General features: G+C 19.9%; 14 protein-coding genes and 1 pseudogene. 7 read left to right on the plus strand and 8 right to left on the minus strand.

Going from position 1 to position 19845, the window contains the following annotated elements; translation table 11 throughout:
- Window positions 1–56: 56 nt before the first annotated feature.
- Entirely contained in the window at window positions 57–2108 is a 2052-nt protein-coding gene (gene mfd / locus BCC_RS00945) for a transcription-repair coupling factor (protein ID WP_011672571.1), read from the minus strand.
- Between the two features lie 426 nt (window positions 2109–2534).
- On the opposite strand from mfd, the gene gap reads away from it, so the two are divergent.
- On the plus strand, window positions 2535–3542 hold the full coding sequence (gene gap, locus BCC_RS00950; RefSeq protein WP_187284228.1) for a type I glyceraldehyde-3-phosphate dehydrogenase: 1008 nt from the start codon (window positions 2535–2537) through the stop codon (window positions 3540–3542).
- A 140-nt stretch (window positions 3543–3682) separates the two neighbouring features.
- On the opposite strand, the gene fldA is transcribed toward gap, so the two are convergent.
- Window positions 3683–4222, minus strand: a complete 540-nt coding sequence (fldA, locus tag BCC_RS00955) for a flavodoxin FldA (protein ID WP_011672573.1) — start codon at window positions 4220–4222, stop codon at window positions 3683–3685.
- 326 nt (window positions 4223–4548) lie between these two features.
- Between fldA and BCC_RS00960 the strand changes: the two are divergent.
- From BCC_RS00960 to pfkA, 5 genes and pseudogenes are all read left to right on the plus strand, one after another.
- A pseudogene (locus BCC_RS00960) lies at window positions 4549–5297 on the plus strand (Nif3-like dinuclear metal center hexameric protein).
- A 54-nt stretch (window positions 5298–5351) separates the two neighbouring features.
- On the plus strand, window positions 5352–8153 hold the full coding sequence (locus tag BCC_RS00965) for a 2-oxoglutarate dehydrogenase E1 component (RefSeq protein ID WP_011672575.1): 2802 nt from the start codon (window positions 5352–5354) through the stop codon (window positions 8151–8153).
- A 5-nt stretch (window positions 8154–8158) separates the two neighbouring features.
- The gene (sucB, locus tag BCC_RS00970; protein ID WP_011672576.1) at window positions 8159–9355 is read left to right on the plus strand and encodes a dihydrolipoyllysine-residue succinyltransferase; all 1197 of its coding nucleotides are present in this window, start codon (window positions 8159–8161) and stop codon (window positions 9353–9355) included.
- Window positions 9356–9644: 289 nt separating this feature from the next.
- Window positions 9645–10337: a 2,3-diphosphoglycerate-dependent phosphoglycerate mutase gene (gene gpmA, locus BCC_RS00975; protein WP_011672577.1), complete on the plus strand. Its 693-nt coding sequence runs from the start codon at window positions 9645–9647 to the stop codon at window positions 10335–10337.
- Window positions 10338–10458: 121 nt separating this feature from the next.
- Window positions 10459–11421, plus strand: coding sequence for a 6-phosphofructokinase (gene pfkA, locus BCC_RS00980; RefSeq protein WP_011672578.1), 963 nt, complete (start codon window positions 10459–10461; stop codon window positions 11419–11421).
- Between the two features lie 163 nt (window positions 11422–11584).
- Here pfkA and tpiA read toward each other — a convergent pair whose 3' ends face one another.
- From tpiA to serS, 6 genes are all read right to left on the minus strand, one after another.
- A complete protein-coding gene (gene tpiA / locus BCC_RS00985) occupies window positions 11585–12349 on the minus strand; it encodes a triose-phosphate isomerase (RefSeq protein WP_011672579.1) in 765 nt (254 codons plus the stop codon).
- A gap of 108 nt (window positions 12350–12457) precedes the next feature.
- Window positions 12458–12751, minus strand: a complete 294-nt coding sequence (gene ihfB, locus BCC_RS00990; RefSeq protein ID WP_011672580.1) for an integration host factor subunit beta — start codon at window positions 12749–12751, stop codon at window positions 12458–12460.
- Window positions 12752–12799: 48 nt separating this feature from the next.
- Window positions 12800–14470 (minus strand): 30S ribosomal protein S1, encoded by a 1671-nt coding sequence (gene rpsA / locus BCC_RS00995; protein ID WP_011672581.1) that lies wholly within the window; start codon window positions 14468–14470, stop codon window positions 12800–12802.
- A gap of 239 nt (window positions 14471–14709) precedes the next feature.
- A complete protein-coding gene (aroA, locus tag BCC_RS01000) occupies window positions 14710–16017 on the minus strand; it encodes a 3-phosphoshikimate 1-carboxyvinyltransferase (protein WP_011672582.1) in 1308 nt (435 codons plus the stop codon).
- Window positions 16018–16083: 66 nt separating this feature from the next.
- A complete protein-coding gene (serC, locus tag BCC_RS01005; protein ID WP_011672583.1) occupies window positions 16084–17172 on the minus strand; it encodes a 3-phosphoserine/phosphohydroxythreonine transaminase in 1089 nt (362 codons plus the stop codon).
- A 94-nt stretch (window positions 17173–17266) separates the two neighbouring features.
- The gene (gene serS, locus BCC_RS01010) at window positions 17267–18568 is read right to left on the minus strand and encodes a serine--tRNA ligase (protein WP_011672584.1); all 1302 of its coding nucleotides are present in this window, start codon (window positions 18566–18568) and stop codon (window positions 17267–17269) included.
- Window positions 18569–18854: 286 nt separating this feature from the next.
- Here serS and trxB point away from each other — a divergent pair, with 286 nt between their 5' ends.
- On the plus strand, window positions 18855–19844 hold the full coding sequence (trxB, locus tag BCC_RS01015; RefSeq protein ID WP_011672585.1) for a thioredoxin-disulfide reductase: 990 nt from the start codon (window positions 18855–18857) through the stop codon (window positions 19842–19844).
- Window position 19845: the final 1 nt, after the last annotated feature.

Below are 19845 nucleotides of genomic sequence, written 5' to 3' on the forward strand. Positions count from 1 at the left end.
TACCTTAATTAAAAATATTTTATTTGATAAATAATATTAAAAATTAATAGTTAAAATTATTTATTTTTATTAATAATTTTTTTTAAAAAATTTTTAATCCAATATAATAACTCTTTGTCATTTGAAAATTTTTTATAATAATATATTTTATATTTTAATATTTTCCAATAAAAAAGATTTCTAATGATTTTTTTATATAACCATTGTATATTTAAAATATTTTTTTTTGAAAAAATTAAACATATTTTTTTAATATGAAAAAAAATTTTTTTAATACCAATTTTTTTAGAAAGAATTTTTATTTGTGTTAATAAAAATAAATTTTTTGTATATTTTGGTAATTTTCCAAATATATTAAACATTGCATGTTTTATTTTTTTTAGTTTTTTGTTTTTCTTAACAGATGATATTTTTTTATAATACATTAATCTTATATTAATATCTTTAATATAGTTATTTGGTAGTATTGCAGATACATTTAATTGAATATCAATATTTTGATTAAAATTTTTTATTTCATTAATTGTTTGTAAATTTTTTTTTTGCTTTATTTTTAAAATTGATTCTTTAAGAAATTTTTTATATAGTTTAAAACCAATTGTTTTAATATGACCGCTTTGATTTGTTCCTAATAATTCACCAACTCCTCTTATTTCTAGATCATGTTTTGATAATATTAAACCAGATCCTAAATCTGTATAATTTTTTATTATATTTAATCGTTTTTTTGCTTTTTTATTAATTTTATTTAAATTTGGTATTAAAAAAAATGCATATGCTTGTCTTTTAGAACGACCTATTCTACCACGTAATTGATGTAATTGTGATAATCCAAATTTATCAGCATTTTCTATAATCATAGTATTAACATTACTAATATTTATTTCAGTATCTATAATTGTAGTACAGATTAAAATATCAAATTTTTTATTAAAAAAATCATACATAATTTTATATAAATCTTTACTATTCATTTTTCCATGACTAATTTCAATACGAGCTTCTGGGATTAAATATAATAAATATTTTTTTTTTTCTTCTATATTTTTAACTCTATTAAATAAATAATATACTTGTCCTTTTCTTTTTAATTCTCTTAATATTACTTTTCGTATAATTTTAGGATGAAAATTTTTGATAAATGTTTTTATTTTTAAACGTTTTTTTGGCGGAGTAGATATAATAGATAAATCTTTGATTCCAAGAATAGACATATTTAATGTTCTAGGAATCGGTGTAGCTGTTAAAGTAAGTATATCAATATTAATATATAATTTTTTTATTTTTTCTTTATGAAATACACCAAAACGATGTTCTTCATCAATAATTAATAATCCTAAATTTTTCCAAATTAAATATTTTGATAAAATTTTATGTGTACCAATAAGAATATTTATTTTTCCATTTTTGATTTTTTTTTTAATTATTTTTTCTTTTTTACTTGATGTAAAACGTGAATATACATTAATTTTATACTTATACTCAGAAAATCGATTTTTAAATGTATTATAATGTTGTTGAGCTAATAAAGTCGTTGGAACAAGAATAGCAACTTGTTTTTTATTATCTAAAGCTATAAAAGTAGCTCTCATAGCTATTTCAGTTTTTCCAAATCCTACATCTCCACATAATAAACGATCCATAGGAACTGATTTTTTCATATCTTGTATAATTTCTTTTATAGAGTTTTTTTGATCAAGTGTTATATGATACAAACACTTATTACAAAAATTTTTGTATTTCAAAATATTTTTTTTAAAGGAAAATCCTTTTCTACAATATCGATGTGCTTTAATATCAATTAATTCAACAGCTGCATCATAAATTTTTTTTTTTACTTTTTTACATGTTTCTAACCATGTTTTAGTTCCTAAAGTATTTAAAGATATTTTTGAAGTATTTGAAGTTTTATAAATATTTATTAAATTAAGAGATGTAATAGGTACGTAAAGTTTAACTTTATTTGCATACATGATTACAAAATAATCTGTTAATTTTCCTTTATTTTTTAATGTACATAAATCAATATATCTACCAATGCCGTATTGAGTATGAATTACAAGTTGATTTTTTTGAAATGTTTTTTTTTTTGTGTTTTTTTTTTTCATTAAAAAAATTTATTCCGATTCATTATATATAATAAATATATAGTTGATATAAAAAGATATTATTATTTTTACTTAAAAAGAACAATATTCTTATTTTTATTTGTATAAAATTAAATTAGTTTATATTTTTATTAGATAATTCTATAATATTAAAATTTAATTAAATATTTATATTTTTAAAAAATAAATAATTTATATTAAAAAATTATAATATATAATTATTATTGAGAATAATTCTTTAATCATTTAAAATATACTAAATTTTTTAAAAAAGTATTTTATAAATATCTAAATTTATTTTTTTATTAAAAATAAATTATTTATTTAAAAATTAAATAATTAATAAAAATAAATAAAAATTAAAATTTTAACATTATTATATACATAACATATTAAATATTTTTAATATACTGTAATTTTTGGTAAATAACATATATGAAAATTAGAATTGCCATAAATGGTTTTGGTCGTATAGGTCGAATGATTTTTAGAATAGCTCAAAATAGACCAAATATTCGAATTGTAGCTATTAATGATTTATTAGAATCTAAATATATAGCATATATGTTAAAATATGATTCAACACATGGTTTATTTTCAAAATCTGTACAAGAAAAAGATGGAAACATAGTAGTAAATAATAAAAAAGTTTATATTTTTTCAGAAAGAAAACCTGAAAATATAGACTGGAAATTACATAAAATTGATATAGTAATTGAATCTACTGGAATATTTTTAACAAGTCAATCTGCTTCAAAACATATAGACGCAGGAGCTAAAAAAGTTATATTAACAGGACCTTCAAAAGATGATACTCCAATGTTTGTTAGAGGAGTAAATTTTAGTCAATATAATAATCAAAAAATAATTTCTAATGCGTCATGTACTACTAATTGTTTAGCACCTTTAGCAAAAGTATTACATGATGAATTTGAAATTATTGAAGGATTGATGACTACTGTACACGCAACAACAGCTACTCAAAAAACAGTAGATGGAGTTTCATTAAAAGATTGGAGAGGTGGTAGAGGTTCATTACAAAATATTATTCCCGCTTCTACTGGAGCAGCTCAAGCTGTAGGAAAAATTTTACCAGAATTAAATAAAAAAATTACAGGTATTGCATTTAGAGTTCCAGTTGCTAATGTATCAGTAGTAGATTTTACTGTAAAATTAAATAAAAAAACAACTTATAAAAATATATGTTCAGTTATTAAATCAGCATCTGAAACATATATGAAAGATGTAATCGGATATACAAATGATGATGTAGTTTCTAGTGATTTTAACGGTTCTTCTTTAACATCTATATTTGATGAAAAAGCTGGATTATCACTAAATAAAAACTTTGTAAAATTAGTATCTTGGTATGATAATGAAATTGGATATTCAAATAAAGTTTTAGATTTAGCAGAATGGATAGCATTAAAATAATTGACAATTAATTTTAATAATAAATATTAAATTTATATATTATGACAGTATTCAAGATAATTTATTTTGATACTGTCAAGTATCAATATTTTTATATAAATAAAAATATTTATTTTTATTATTTTAAAAACTAATGATTATTACTTATGTAAAAAATTATTTTTTAAAATATTATTAATTTCTTGAATTACTAATTGTAACCATTTTTTAATTCTTTTATTAGTTAGTTTTGATTGATTATCTTCATCAATTGGTAATCCAAAAAAATATGATTTATTTTTTTGTGCTTTAGAGTATTCATATTTATAATTTTTTGTAGACCATTTTCCTACTAATTTTGCATTTTTTTTTTTTAAAATATCATACATAATTCCAATAGAATCACAAAAATATTCAGAATAATCTTTTTGATCTCCACAACCAAATAAAGCAATAATTTTATTTTTTAAATCTATTTTTTTTAAAATAGATAAAGAATCTGGCCAATCACATTGTAATTCTCCATAATACCATGTAGGTATACCAAAAAATAAAATATTAAATTTTTTAATTTTTTTTAAAGAAGAATCTGAAATATCGAATATTTTAGAATTATTTTTTCCCAATTGTTTATGTATTTTATAAGCAATTTTTTCTGTGTTTCCTGTATCACTTCCGTAAAAAATACCTATTTTTTTCATTTTAAACCTATTAAATTTTAAAAAATTTATCAATAAATAATTAATATTACTTTTAAAATATTAAAATATTTATTATTATTTTATAATAAATTATTCTAATACATAGAAATATATTAAAAAACAATAAAAATATTTTGTTTATATATTTTTTGTATTATATTATAATATAATTTTTATTGTATAATTTTTATTTTTATAAAAATTTTTTAAAGATTAAATTAATTAAAATAAAATTTATTTTTAATTAAATTTTATTTAATAAAAATTTTACAAAAATAAAAATATTTTTATAAATATAAATATATATTAAGGTTATAATATAAAATATGAATAATTTTTTTCTTGAAAAAATAATTAATAAAAAATTAAATTGTAATAAATATACAAATGATTATTTACCTAATGGTCTTCAAATAGAAGGAAAATCTGAAATAAATGTTATTATTTTAGGTGTAACAGCTAATGAAAACCTTTTAAATATAGCTATAAAAAAAAAAGCTGATGCAGTTATCGTACATCATGGATATTTTTGGAATAATGAAGAAAAAAAAGTTCTAGGAATGAAAAGAAATAGATTAAAGAAAATATTAACAAATAATATAAATTTATATTGTTGGCATTTACCTTTGGATATACATAAAAAATTAGGTAATAATGTTCAATTAGGAAAATTATTAAATATTTCAATTAAAAAATATATATCTCCATATATTATTCAAGGTTATTTTAAAAAAAAATATACAAGTACTGAATTAATTTATTTTATAGAAAAAAAATTAAATAGATCTCCTTTCCATTATGGACCTACAGGATCAAAATATATTCAAAATGTTTCATGGTGTACCGGAAGAGGACAAATTTTTTTAATAAAGTTGTTAATTTAAATATTGATGCATATTTTACAGGAGAAATTTCTGAAGAAACAATACATATTGCTGAAGAAAATAATAAACATTTTTTTTCTTTAGGACATCATGCTACAGAAAAATTTGGTATACAAAAATTAGGAAAATGGTTATTAAAGAAAGATAAAAATTTAAAAATAAAATTTATAGATATTAATAATCCTATTTAAAAATAAAATATTTTATCATTTAAAATTTTTTATAAAAATAATCAATATAAAAAAATGAAAAATAAAAAAAAAATTCTTTTATCAAAAAATGGATGGTTATATTCAAATAATCAATTATATTTAGAAAATATTTATAAAAAATTCTTGTTAAATTCTAAAAAAATAGATAAATCTTGGATATATATTTTTAACAAAATATTTAAAAAAAAAAATAATAATTTAAATCAAATAAACTCTGTAAATATAAAAATAAATAATGATTTTATAGAGAAAAAAAAAAATAACAATCAAAAATTTTTAAAACAAAAATTTTTAATTTTTATTAATTCATATAGAAAATATGGACATTTTATATCACAATTAAATCCACTAAAATTAAGAAAAAAAAAAAATAGTATTCCAGAATTATTATATTCTTATCATAATATTAAAAAAGAAGAATTAAATTTATTGATAAAATCTGATTTTTTATTTTTTAAGAAGAATATTAATTCTTTTCAAGATATATATTTATTTTTTAAAAAAAAATATTGTGGTTATATTGGTTTTGAATATATGCATATAAGTAATACAAAAGAAAAATTATGGTTACAAAAAAATATTGAATCTAAAAAATTTGAAAAATTATTTTCTAAAAGAAAAAAAAAAAATATATTAAAGAATTTAATTAAATCTACTGTTTATGAAAATTTTATTAATAAAAAATTTCCAGGAACTAAACGTTTTTCACTAGAAGGATGTGATTCTTTACTTCCTATGATAAAAGAAATTATTAATTTTTGTTTAAATAAAAAAATTACTAAAATATTTTTAGGAATGGCTCATAGAGGAAGACTTAATGTAATGCATAATATATTAAAACATAATACATTAAATATGTTTTTAAATATTCAAGATAAATTATGTCATTCACATAGAACCGGGGATGTAAAATACCATATAGGATTAAAAAAAAAAATTTTTGTAAATAATCAAGAAGTTGAAATTAATTTGTTAAATAATCCTTCTCATTTAGAAATTATTACTCCAGTTGTAATTGGTTGTTGTAAATTTTTTATAGAAAATAAAAAAACAATAATTTCACCATTACCTGTCATTATACATGGTGATGCTGCTTTTACTGGACAAGGAGTTATACAAGAAACTCTAAATATGTCACAAGTACCTGCATATAATGTTTTTGGTAGTATACATATTGTTATAAATAATAAAATTGCTTTTACTACTTCTAAAAAAAAATATTTACGTACTAGTAAATATTGTACTGATATTGCTAAAATGATTGATTCTCCTGTTTTTCATGTTAATGCTGATAAACCTGAATCAGTAATTTCCGTAATTAATATTGCATTAAAATTTAGATATAAATTTAAAAAAGATGTTTTTATAGATTTAGTTGGTTATAGAAGATTAGGTCATAATGAAGTAGATGATCCTAAAATTACACAACCTATAATGTATTCTTTAATAAAAAAACATAAGCCAATATGTATACTATATTCTAAAAAAATTAATAAATCAAAAAAAAATGCAAAAAATCAATATAAAAAATTTTATAAATATTATTTTAAAAAACTTAATATACTCTTAAAAAATAAAAATTTATACTCAAATAATTCAAATTTATTTCATAACAAAAATATTAAAAACAAAAATTTATTGAAAAGAAAAATTATTTATAAAAAATTTAAAAAAAAAATATATCAATTATTTAATGTACCAAAAAATTTTGTTTTACATTATCAAGTTAAAAAAATTTTTTTAAATCGTATTAAAATGATAAAAAATAAAATTATGTTAGATTGGGGATTAGCTGAAAATTTAGCATATGCCGTTTTAATGTACAAAGGTATTACATGTCGATTAACAGGGGAAGATGTGAGAAGAGGAACATTTTCACATAGACATGCAAGTGTAATTTGTCAAAAAACCAATAAAACAATTATACCATTTAAAAATGTTGATAAATTTATTGGATCATTTCATATTTGGGATTCTGTATTATCTGAAGAATCTGTTTTAGCATTTGAATATGGTTATTCAATTGTATCAAGTAATTTACTAAATATTTGGGAGGCTCAATTTGGTGATTTTTCTAACGGAGCACAAATTGTTATTGATCAATTTATTACTTCTGGTTTACAAAAATGGGGTGTTTCTTCATCACTAGTTATAATGCTTCCTCATGGTTATGAAGGTCAAGGACCTGAACATTCTTCAGGACGATTAGAAAGATATTTACAATTATGTGCACAGAAAAATATTCAAATTTGTATTCCTACAACAGCATCACAAATATATCATTTATTATTAAAACAAGGTCAAAAATTTTTAAAAACACCATTAATAATATTTACTCCAAAATCATTATTACGACATCCTTTAACATTCATTTCAATTAAAAAATTATTTATTGAAAAATTTCATAAAATATTATTATTTAAAAAAAAAAATATTTCATTAGATTTAATTAGTCGTGTTATTTTTTGTAATGGTAAAATTTATTATGAATTATTAGATTTTTATGAAAAAAATAATATCATTAATTCAATAATTATACGTATTGAACAATTATATCCTTTTCCTTTTTATAAAATTAATAAAATTTTAAATAAATATATTAATATTAAATATTTTATATGGTCTCAAGAGGAGCCAGAGAATCAAGGTAGTTGGAAACATATTTATTTCTATTTTAAAAAATATATTTTTAACAATAATGAAAAAAAAAAATTACAATATGTTGGTCGATCAAAATTAGCTTCTACAGCTGAAGGAAACTTTGAAAATCATCAAAAAAAACAAAAAAAAATTATTAAATTATCTTTTACATATAAATCATTTTATAAAAAGTAAAAATTATGGAAAAAAAAACTAAAATATTAGCTCCCAATTTACCTGAATCAGTAAATCATGCAATTATGTTAAAATGGAATAAAAAAATAGGAGATTATGTAAAAGAAGATGAAATAATTGCTGAAATTGAAACTGATAAAATTATACTTGAAATTTCATCTCCTAAAAATGGTATATTAATTTCACAGAATATATTAGTTGGAGAAAAAATAAAATCTCAATCTGTTATAGGTTTTATTAATAATAAAAATATTAAAAAAGAAAAAAAAATTAAAAATAATAAAAAAACAAAAAAAAAAAATGTTCATAGTGAAAATTCATTATTTTTGTTTACACCAAAAATGCGTAGGTTAATACTAAATTATAATATAGATATATCAAAAATAAAAGGAATTGATGTACATGGAAAAATTAATATAAATAATTTTATTATTAAAAATAAAAAAAATAGCAAAAAGAAAAAAAAAGATAAACTAATTAATATACATAAAAAAAATAATAAACGAATTTTTCGAAAAATTGCTATGAGTCCGTTACGAAAAACGATTTCAAAAAGATTATTATATACAGTAAAAAATACAGCTATGTTAACAACATTTAATGAAGTTAATATGCAGCCAATTATATCAATTAGAAACAAATATAAAGATATTTTTGAAAATAAATATAAATCAAAATTGGGATTTATGTCGTTTTATGTAAAATCTGTTACACAAGCATTAAAAAAATTTCCAGAAATAAATGCTTCAATTGAAAAAAAAAATATTATATATCATGATTATTATGATATTAATATTGCTATATCTACTCCAAGAGGATTAATAACTCCAATTTTAAAAAATACAGATAATTTATCTATATATGAAATTGAAAAAAAAATTAAATCTTTTGTTTTATTAGGTGAACAAGGAAAATTAAAATTTGAAGATTTAGAAGCTGGAACTTTTACTATTACAAATGGAGGAGTTTTTGGATCTTTAATGTCTACTCCTATTATTAATCCTCCTCAAGTAGCTATTTTAGGTATGCATCATATTAAAAAAAGACCTATTGTAGTTAATAAAAAAATAAAAATTTTACCTATGATGTATCTTGCATTGTCATATGATCACCAATTAATTGATGGAAAACAAGCAATACAATTTTTGAATTATATTAAAGATATTTTAGAAGATATTTCACGTTTTATACTTGAAATATAAATTTTTATATAAAAATTATATATTAATTGAAAAAAATTTTTACTAAATATTAAAATATGTATAATATATTTTTATTGCATATTAAAATATACAATAATAAAATATATAAATTATACAAATCAAATATTTATTTTTTTTGATTAATTGAAATTGAAATAAAAAAATATATAAATATATAAATTATTAATATTAATAAATAATAATTCTTTATATAAATTAATACTTAATTTTATATAAAAAATATATTTTTATAATCAATAATATTTTTATTAAAAATCAGGAAAAAAAAATGAAAAAAAAAAAAATAATATTAATGAGACATGGTGAAAGTAAATGGAATAAGTTAAATAAATTTACTGGATGGCAAGATATAGGTTTAACTAAAAATGGAAAAAAAGAAGCAAAACTTGCTGCAAAATTAATAAAAAAAAATAATTTTATATTTGATATTGCATATACATCAATTTTAAAAAGAGCTATATATACTTTATGGATAATACTTAAAAAAACAAATCAAATATGGATACCAGTATATAAATCATGGAAATTAAACGAACGAAATTATGGAGCATTAGAAGGATTAAATAAAGAAAAAATAAAAAAAAAATATGGAGATGAACAAGTACAATTATGGAGGAGAAGTTTTACAGTATGTCCACCAAATTTAAATATATCTAATAAATATCATCCTATTTATGACATAAAATATAAAAAATTAAAAAAACATGAACTTCCTACATCTGAAAGTTTAGAAATGACATTTAATAGAGTTATTCCATTCTGGGAATTTAAAATTTTACCTCAATTAGAGAAAAATAAAAATATTCTTATTGTTGCTCACGGAAATTCCTTGCGAGCTTTAATAAAATATTTGGGAAACATAAGTGATTCCGATATAATTGATTTAGATATTTCTACTGGAAAACCGCTTGTATATGAATTTTCTAATACAAATAAACCATTAAAATATTATTATTTATAACTTTCTAAAACAAAAATTTTGTATATAAATTTATTAGTTTATATATTTTTAAAAATTGAAAATATCAAAAATTTTAATAATTTAATAAATGTAAATAAAATTAGAGTGTTTAAACTATTACATGATTAAAAAAATAGGAATTTTAACTAGTGGTGGTGATTCTCCAGGAATGAATGCTATTATTCGATCTGTTGTATGTACTGCTTTAAATCATAATATAGAAGTTAAAGGTATATATAACGGATTTTTAGGATTATATAATAATGATATGAAATTATTAAAATATAGTCATGTTGCTAATTTATTAAATCAAGGTGGAACAATTTTAGGATCTTCTCGATTTTTAGAATTTAAATTAGAAAAAACAAGAAAAATAGCTATAAAAAACATTTATAAAAGAAAAATTGATTGTTTAATCATTATTGGAGGAGATGGATCTTATAAAGCAGCAAATTTTTTAACAAATATGGGTGTTCCATGTATTGGTATTCCCGGAACTATAGATAATGATGTTTCTGGAACTGATTATACTGTTGGATATTTTACTGCTTTAGAAACAGTAGTAGATGCTATTGATAAATTAAGAGATACTTCTGCATCACATCATAGAATTTCAATAATAGAAATTATGGGTCGTTATTGTGGAGATTTAACATTATCAGCTGCTATTGCCGGTGGTTGTGAATTTATAGTTATTCCAGAAATAATTTATCAAAAAGAATTATTATTACTAGAAATACAAAAAAGTATTAAAAAAGGTAATAAACATTCTATTGTAGCTATTACTGAACATATATGTGATGTAAATAAATTAGCAAAATATATTCAAAAAAAAACTTTTAAAGAAACAAGAGCAACCATATTAGGTCATATTCAAAGAGGAGGGAAACCTGTTGCATATGATAGAATTTTAGCATCTCGTATGGGTATTTATGCAATTCAATTACTTCTAAAAGGATATAAAGGACAATGTATAGGAGTAATTAATAATAAAATAGTTCATCATAATATCAATTATGCTTTAAAAAATATGAAAAAAATATTTAAAAAAGATTTATTAAATTCTATAAAAAAAATATACTAAATTATTTTTTTAAAAAAAATATAAGTGCCGGAATACCGGCGCTTAAATATAATTAAATTATTTGTAATAAATTAAATAAAAATTTTTAAATATATTTAATATTTTTAAAATTTTATTCATATTAATTTTATTAAATTTTAAAGAAAATATAAATTTTATAATTTTAAATATTTGTTATTTCTATAATTTTAGAAAATTCTTCTAATTGTAAAGATGCTCCACCTACTAAAAAACCATCAATGTCTTTTTGATAAATTAGTTCTTTTGCATTATTTTTTGTAACAGATCCTCCATATTGAATAAAAAAATTTTCAATATTATGATTTGATTTACTTTTTACATAATTACGTATAAAATGTGCAATACATTGAACTTCTTTTGGTGCTGCTGAATTACCTGAACCAATCGACCAAATAGGTTCATATGCGATAATAGAATTATCAAATGCATTAGAACCATACATATTAAATATAATATCAATTTGTTTTTTACATATATCTTTAGTTTTTTTATCAATTTTTTCTTTTTTTGTTTCTCCAATACATAATATAGGAACTAAATTTTCTTCTTTTAACATACAAAATTTTTTTGCAATTATTTCATTTGTTTCTTTATGATTTAATCGTCTTTCTGAATGACCAATAATAACATATTTTATTCCAATATCTTTTAACATAATAGGAGAAATTTCTCCGGTAAATGGTCCAGAAAAATGAATATCAATATTTTGGGCGCCTAAAAAAAAATTTTTTTTATCAGAAGAAAACATATTTTGAATTAAATGAGAATATAAAACAGGCGGCGCAATAACAACAGTACATATTTTGTAATATTTAATTAAAAATTGATTTAATTGTTTTAAAAAACTTTCAATTAATTTTTTACTTCCATTTAATTTCCAATTCCCTACAATTATTGGTTTTATCATTTATATCACCTTTTTGAGCAATTATTGGAGTACAATATACTCTAATAATTGCTGAATTATAAAAATTTACCGAATAGTGATACTCGTATATATTAAAAATTAATTATACTAAATTTTTTTATATATATTATTTATTCGATCCCTTAATTGTTTTCCTGGTTTAAAATGTGGAACATATTTTTCTTTTAAATAAACTTTTTCACCTGTTTTTGGATTTCTTCCTATTCTAGCAAATCTATAATGCAAAGAAAAACTTCCAAAACCTCTAATTTCTATTCTATTACCTTTTTCTAACGATAATGACATATATTCTAAAATATTTTTTACTACATATTCAATAATTTTTGCTGGAATATAAGTTTTTTTTTCAGTAATTCGTTCAAATAATTCTGATTTTATCATATACCCTCTAAATAAAAATATTATAAAATATTGTAATATTTTAGTCTTTTAATTTTTAGCTTCTTCAAAAGCTTTCGTCATAATTGTATCAATATTATTGATATTTTCTATATTTTCAACTAATAATTTTTTTTTTATGTTTTTTAAATATATTTCATCTGTTACACATAAATAAACAATTCTATTTTTTTTATCAAATCCTGAAATTTGTATTAATATTTCTTTTTTAACTAGTATTTTTGACATAAATTCTTTTTTGTAATTAGAACAAATATCGGTAATTTTTAAACATCCAAAAATTCCTTTTTGAATATTTATAGATATTGATTTTTCTTCAATTGATTGAATTTTTCCTAAAATAATAGTATTTTTTTGATTTTTTAAAATATATTGATGAAAAGGATCTTCTTGAAGTTGTTTAATTCCTAATGATATTCGTTCTCTTTCTGAATCTACTTGTAATACCATAGCTTCTATATCTTGACCTTTTTTATATTTTTTTACAGCTTTTTCTCCTTTTTTAAACCATGATAAATCAGACAAATGTACTAAACCATCAATTCCACCTTCTAATCCTATAAATATTCCAAAATCTGTAATTGATTTAATTTTTCCAAAAACTTTAGTTCCTTTAACATTTTTTTCTGAAAATTCTTTCCAAGGATTTATTTTACATTGTTTAATTCCTAAAGAAATACGTCTTCTTTCTTCATCAATATTTAAAATTGAAACATATATTTGATCTCCTGAAGAAACAACTTTAGTTGGTTGAATATTTTTATTAGTCCAATCCATTTCAGAAACATGTACTAATCCTTCTATTCCTTCTTCTATTTCTACAAAACAACCATAGTCTGTTAAATTTGTTACACGACCTAAATACTTATTTCCTTCTGGATAACGTTTTGAAAGATTTATCCATGGATCTGTTCCTAACTGTTTTAAACCTAAAGATACACGAATTTTTTCTTCATCAAATTTTAATATTTTAACTTTAATTTTATCACTAATATTTACTATTTCACTAGGATGTTTTACTCGCTTCCAAGCCATATCAGTGATATGTAATAATCCATCTACGCCTCCTAAATCAATAAAAGCACCATAATCTGTTAAATTTTTTACTGTTCCTTCAACGATAGTATCTTCTTGTAAATTTTTTAATAATCTTTTTCTTTCAGCATTATTTTCTAATTCAATAACTGCTTTACGTGAAACAACAACATTGTTTCTTTTTTGGTCTAATTTTATAACTTTAAATTTTAGTTTTTTACCTTCTAAATGCTGGGTTTCTCTAATAGGACGGATGTCCACTAGAGAACCGGGTAAAAAAGCTCTTATGTCATTTAATTCTACAGTAAAACCACCTTTTACCTTACCATTTATAATACCAGTTATATTTGTTAATTTTTTATGAGCAGTTTCTAATTTTATCCATGATTCATGTCTTTTTGCTTTTTCACGTGATAAAATTGTTTCACCAAAACCATCTTCAATTGCATCTAATGAAACGTCTACAATATCACCAATTTTTATTTCTACTTCTCCTTGAGAATTTTTAAATTGTTCTAATGGAATTGAAGATTCTGATTTTAATCCAGCATCTACTAATACTATATCATTATTTATAGATATAATTTTCCCTTTAATAATAGATCCTGGACGTGTTTCTACTTTTTTTAATGATTCTTTAAATAATTCTTCAAACGATGTTATCATATTAAATAATCTATTGTAATAATATTACAATATTTAAATAATTTTTAAAATTATTTAAATAAAATGTAATATAATAAAAAAACCATTTATATTTTAAATGGACTGAATAATAATTTTTAAATTTTATTTTAAAAATAAAATTTTTTTAAAAAAATATAAGAACATTAATATATTTATTAGTAAACAAATATTAAAATTTTTATAATTACAATATTAATTATTATTATTATTATAATGTATTATATATTTTTATTTATATTAGAATAATGACAAATAGAATAAAAGTTTTTAAAAAATGATGGAAATGTTTTATTAACACATTTTGGATTTAGTAAAGTTACAGAAGTTCCAGACAGTGAAATTAAAGAAAAACACATAGCTATTCTATGATCATTATAAGTATTTATTTTAGCATGTATAAAATTTTTTACTGGATAGACTTTTATATAATCTTTACCTGTAATTACTCGAGCTCCGATTTTTTTTAATTCTGTACTCATAGCATATATTCGATCAGTTTCTTTAACTCTCCAATTATATATATTTTTAATATATACTTTTTTTTTAGAAAATACTCCAAGAATAGCTATAGTCATAGCTGCATCAGGTATATGATTGCAATCTACTGTAATACCTAATAACTTATTTTTTTTACAAATAACTGAATTTTTTTTCCATTGAATTGATACACCCATTTGTTTTAAAATTTTAATAAAATTTATGTCTCCTTGAATACTTTTTTTTTGTATTCCATTTATTTGAATTGATCCACCTTTTATTGCAGCCGCAGCTAAAAAATAAGTAGCAGAAGAAAGATCACTTTCAATATAATATTTTTTAGGAGAAATATATTTCTGGTTTCCTTTTATATAGAAATGTTTATAATCATTTAAAATACTTACTGATATACCAAATTTTTCCATTAAATTTATTGTTAAATTAATATAAGGTTTAGATACTAATTGATTTTTTACTATAATTTCAGTATCTAATTCTGCTAAAGGAGCGGCCATTAATAAAGAACTTAAAAATTGACTAGAAATAGATCCATCTATAAAAATTTTTCCACCTTTAAAACCACCTTTAATATATAATGGAGGAAATTTTTTTTTATTTTTATAAGTTATATTTGCTCCACCCTGACGTAAAGAGTCTACTAAATGATGAATAGGTCTTTCTTTCATTCTTTTTTCACCAGTAAGTATAATTTTATTTTTTTTTAATGATAAAATTGCTAATAGTGGACGCATAGCGGTACCAGCATTACCTAAAAATAATTTAATTTTATTTTTTACAGAAAATGCATCAGATATTCCATAAATAGTACACTTAGATTTTTTTTTGTCTAATTTATAAAAAATACCTAATTTTAATAAAGCTTTTAACATATATTTAATATCATCACTATATAACAAATTTTTTAAAATTGTTTTTCCATTAGATAAAGCTGATAATAAAAGAACACGATTAGAAATACTTTTTGAACCTGGAATATTAATTTTTCCTTGAATATAATCTACTGGTTTTAAAGTTAAACTATCTTGCATTATTTAAATAATCCTATAAATAAAAATTTATAAAAATCAAAAATGTAGTTATTTTTTTACATAATTTTAACCAAATTTTTTTTCAAAATTTTTCATAAATTGAATAAGTTTTTTTACACCTTCTATCGGCATTGCGTTATATATAGATGCTCTTAAGCCTCCAATTATTGAATGTCCTTTTAAACCATATAATCCAGATTTTTCAGATTCTTGAATAAAAAAATTAGTTAATTCATTCTTGTATAAATTAAATGTTACATTCATTCGTGATTGATTAGAAGGTAGAATACAGTTATAATAAAAATTTGTAGAGTTTAAATATTTATATAAAATTTTTGCTTTTTTTATATTTTTTTTCTCAATAACATTTAAACCACCTAAATTTTTTATCCATTTAAATACTAATCCTGAAACATACCATGAAAAAATACTAGGAGTATTTAACATAGATTTTGATTTAAATAATAATTGATAATCTAAAATAGATGGAATTTTTTTTTTACAAGATATTAATAAATCGTTTCGAATAATAATTATTGTAATTCCTGCAGGACCAATATTTTTTTGTGCACATGCATAAATCATACCATATTTTTTTATATTGATTTTTCTAGATAAAATTGTAGAAGAAAAATCTCCTATAATAATTTTGTTCAATAAAATTGGTTCTTCAAAAATTTCTATTCCTTCAATAGTTTCATTTGGACAATAATGCAAATATGTATGTTTTGATGTTATTTTCCAATTTATAGGTGATTCAATATATTTCTGTTTATTTTTTGTATATCTTTTTACATTAATAATATTTGGTTCACAATATTTTTTAGCTTCTTTAGCAGCACATTTCGACCAATAACCACTATTGATATAGTCTGGTTTTTTAAATTTTTTAATTAAATTCATAGGTATAGCAGAAAATTGTCCTCTAGCACCTCCATGAGAAAATAAAATATTATAATTTTCTGGAATATGTAATAAATTACGTAAATCTTTTTCTACTTGAATGGTAAATTCAATAAAACTAGAACTACGATGACTAATTTCAGTAATTGAAAATCCAGAATTATTCCAATTAAGAAAATTTTTCTTTATTTCTAATAAAACTTCTTTTGGCAGCATTGCTGGACCAGGATTAAAATTATAAATTTTTGACATATTAATTACCAATATTAATATTTATATATTAAATATGATTAATAATTCATCATATAAATAATATTATTTTTTAAAAAAATATTTATAAATATTATTATAAAAATTTCATTCCATTCATATATGGATTTCGTAATACTTTGGGTATTTTAACTGTTCCATTAGAACACTGAAAATTTTCTAAAATAGCTGCTAATGTTCTTCCTACTGCTAATCCAGAACCATTTAATGTATGTAAAAAAAAATTTTTATTTTTTTTCTTATCTTTATATTTAGCATTTATCCTTCTAGATTGAAAATCTCCAATCATGGAACATGATGATATTTCTCTATATAATTTTTGCGATGGTAACCATACTTCTAAATCATATGTTTTTTTAGATGAAAAACCAAGTTCTCCTTCACATAATAACATTTTTCTATAAGGTAATTTTAATAGCTGTAAAATTTTTTCAGCATGATTAGTTAATTCTTCTAAAGTTTTTTCAGAATCTTTAGGATGAACAATTTGAACAATTTCTACTTTATCAAATTGATGATTTCGAATTAGACCTTGTGCATCTTTACCATAAGTATTAGGTTCTGCTCTAAAACAGGCACTTAATGCTGTAAACTTTAAGGGTAATTCATGAGATAATAATATTTTATTTTGTACTAAATTAATTAAAGATACTTCTGAAGTTGGTATTAAAAAAAAATTATCATAATTGTTTTTTTTATTTAAATGATGCATATTTTGTATATGAAATAGATCGTTTTTAAATTTTGGTAATTGTCCTGTTCCATACATACATTTTTTTTTTACAATAAAAGGTACATAAATTTCTTTATATCCATGAATTTTAGTATGAATATTTAACATAAATTGACCTAATGCACGATGTAAATATGCAATTGAACCTTTCATTATAGAAAATCCTGACCCAGAAATGTTTGATGAAACTTTCCAATCAAATCCTTGTAATTTATTTCCAATTTCTATATGATTCAGAATAGGAAAATTATATTTTTTTATTTTTCCCCATCGAAAAATTTCTTTATTGTTTTTTTCTTTATTACCTAAAGGTACATCATCATATGGTATATTAGGAATTAATATTAACATATTGTGTATTTTTTTTTTTATTTTTTCTAATTTTTTTTTTAATAAAAATATTTTATTTCTAGAATTAATTAATTTATTTTTCAATAAATATGTATTAGTATAGATTTTTTTATAAAAAATCATATATTTAGATAATTTTTTATGTTCTGAAATTTTGATCTCAGTATTAATTTGTAAATTTTTACGTATATAATCTAATTTTTTAAATTTTTTTATATTTAAGAAATAATTTTTTTTTTCTAGTTTTTTTTTAAAAAAAGAATAGTTATTTTTAATATCTTTGAAATTTAACATAATTTTTTAATTTTTGAGTATATAAATTTTTAGAATATTAATATTTAATAAATAAATATTATAATATTAAAGATTTTTTTAATTTATTTTATAAATAAAAATATTTATAAATTTAGAATATATTATTTAAATAATTTTAAAAAATTTTATAGAAAATTATTTATTTTTATAAATATTATTAATTAATTATTTTATTGTTATAAAATAATAATACTAGTATTATACACATATCTTCTTTTTAAAGATATTAACTATTTTAAGATATCATGTAATCAAATGGAAAAATATGATTAAAAAAACAAAAAAAAAAATTGTACAATTAATAATTATTGGATCTGGACCCGCAGGATATACAGCAGCAATTTATGCAGCGCGATCAAATATAAAAACAATATTAATAACAGGACCTCAACCCGGAGGGCAATTAATACAAACTAATGAAATAGAAAATTGGCCTGGAAATTATAATAGTATTAGCGGAATAAAACTTATGGAACGTATGTTATTACATGTAAAAAAATTTTCTATAAATATTATAGATGATATAATTCAATCAGTAAATTTTTCAAGAAGTTTTTTTGAAATAACTGGAAAAATAAATCAATATTTCAGTCAATCTATTATTATTGCAACAGGATCATATACAAAATTTTTAAATTTACCTAAAGAAAATTTATATATAGGAAAAGGTATTTCAACATGTGCTATATGTGATGGATTTTTTTATAAAAATCAAATAGTAGCTGTAGTTGGTGGTGGAAATTCAGCAATTGAAGAAGTAATTTATTTATCTAATATTGTAAAAAAAATTTATCTAATTCATCGCCGTAATAAATTTAAAGCAGATAAAATTCTTATTGATCGATTATATAAAAAAATGAAAGAAAAAAATATAATAATATATTTTGATTCTATTATAACTGAAATATTAGATTATAATAATAATATTAATGGAATAATAATACAATCGAAAATAGATAATACATTACTTAATTTAAAAATTACAGGATTATTTATAGCAATAGGTCATATACCAAATTCACAAATTTTTTCTAAATATATTGACATTAAAAATAATTATGTAAAAATTAATTACAAAAATACTAATATGAAGACACAAACAAATATTCCAGGAATATTTGCAGCTGGAGATGTTTCTGATAGTATATATCAACAAGCTATTACTGCATCTGCTAGTGGATGTATGGCAGCAATAGATGCTGAAAAATATTTAAATAATATTTCAAAAAAAAAAACGCTCTTTAATATTAATTAAA

Origin of the sequence: Buchnera aphidicola BCc, assembly GCF_000090965.1 — a bacterium.
Lineage (GTDB): Bacteria > Pseudomonadota > Gammaproteobacteria > Enterobacterales > Enterobacteriaceae > Buchnera_F > Buchnera_F aphidicola_F.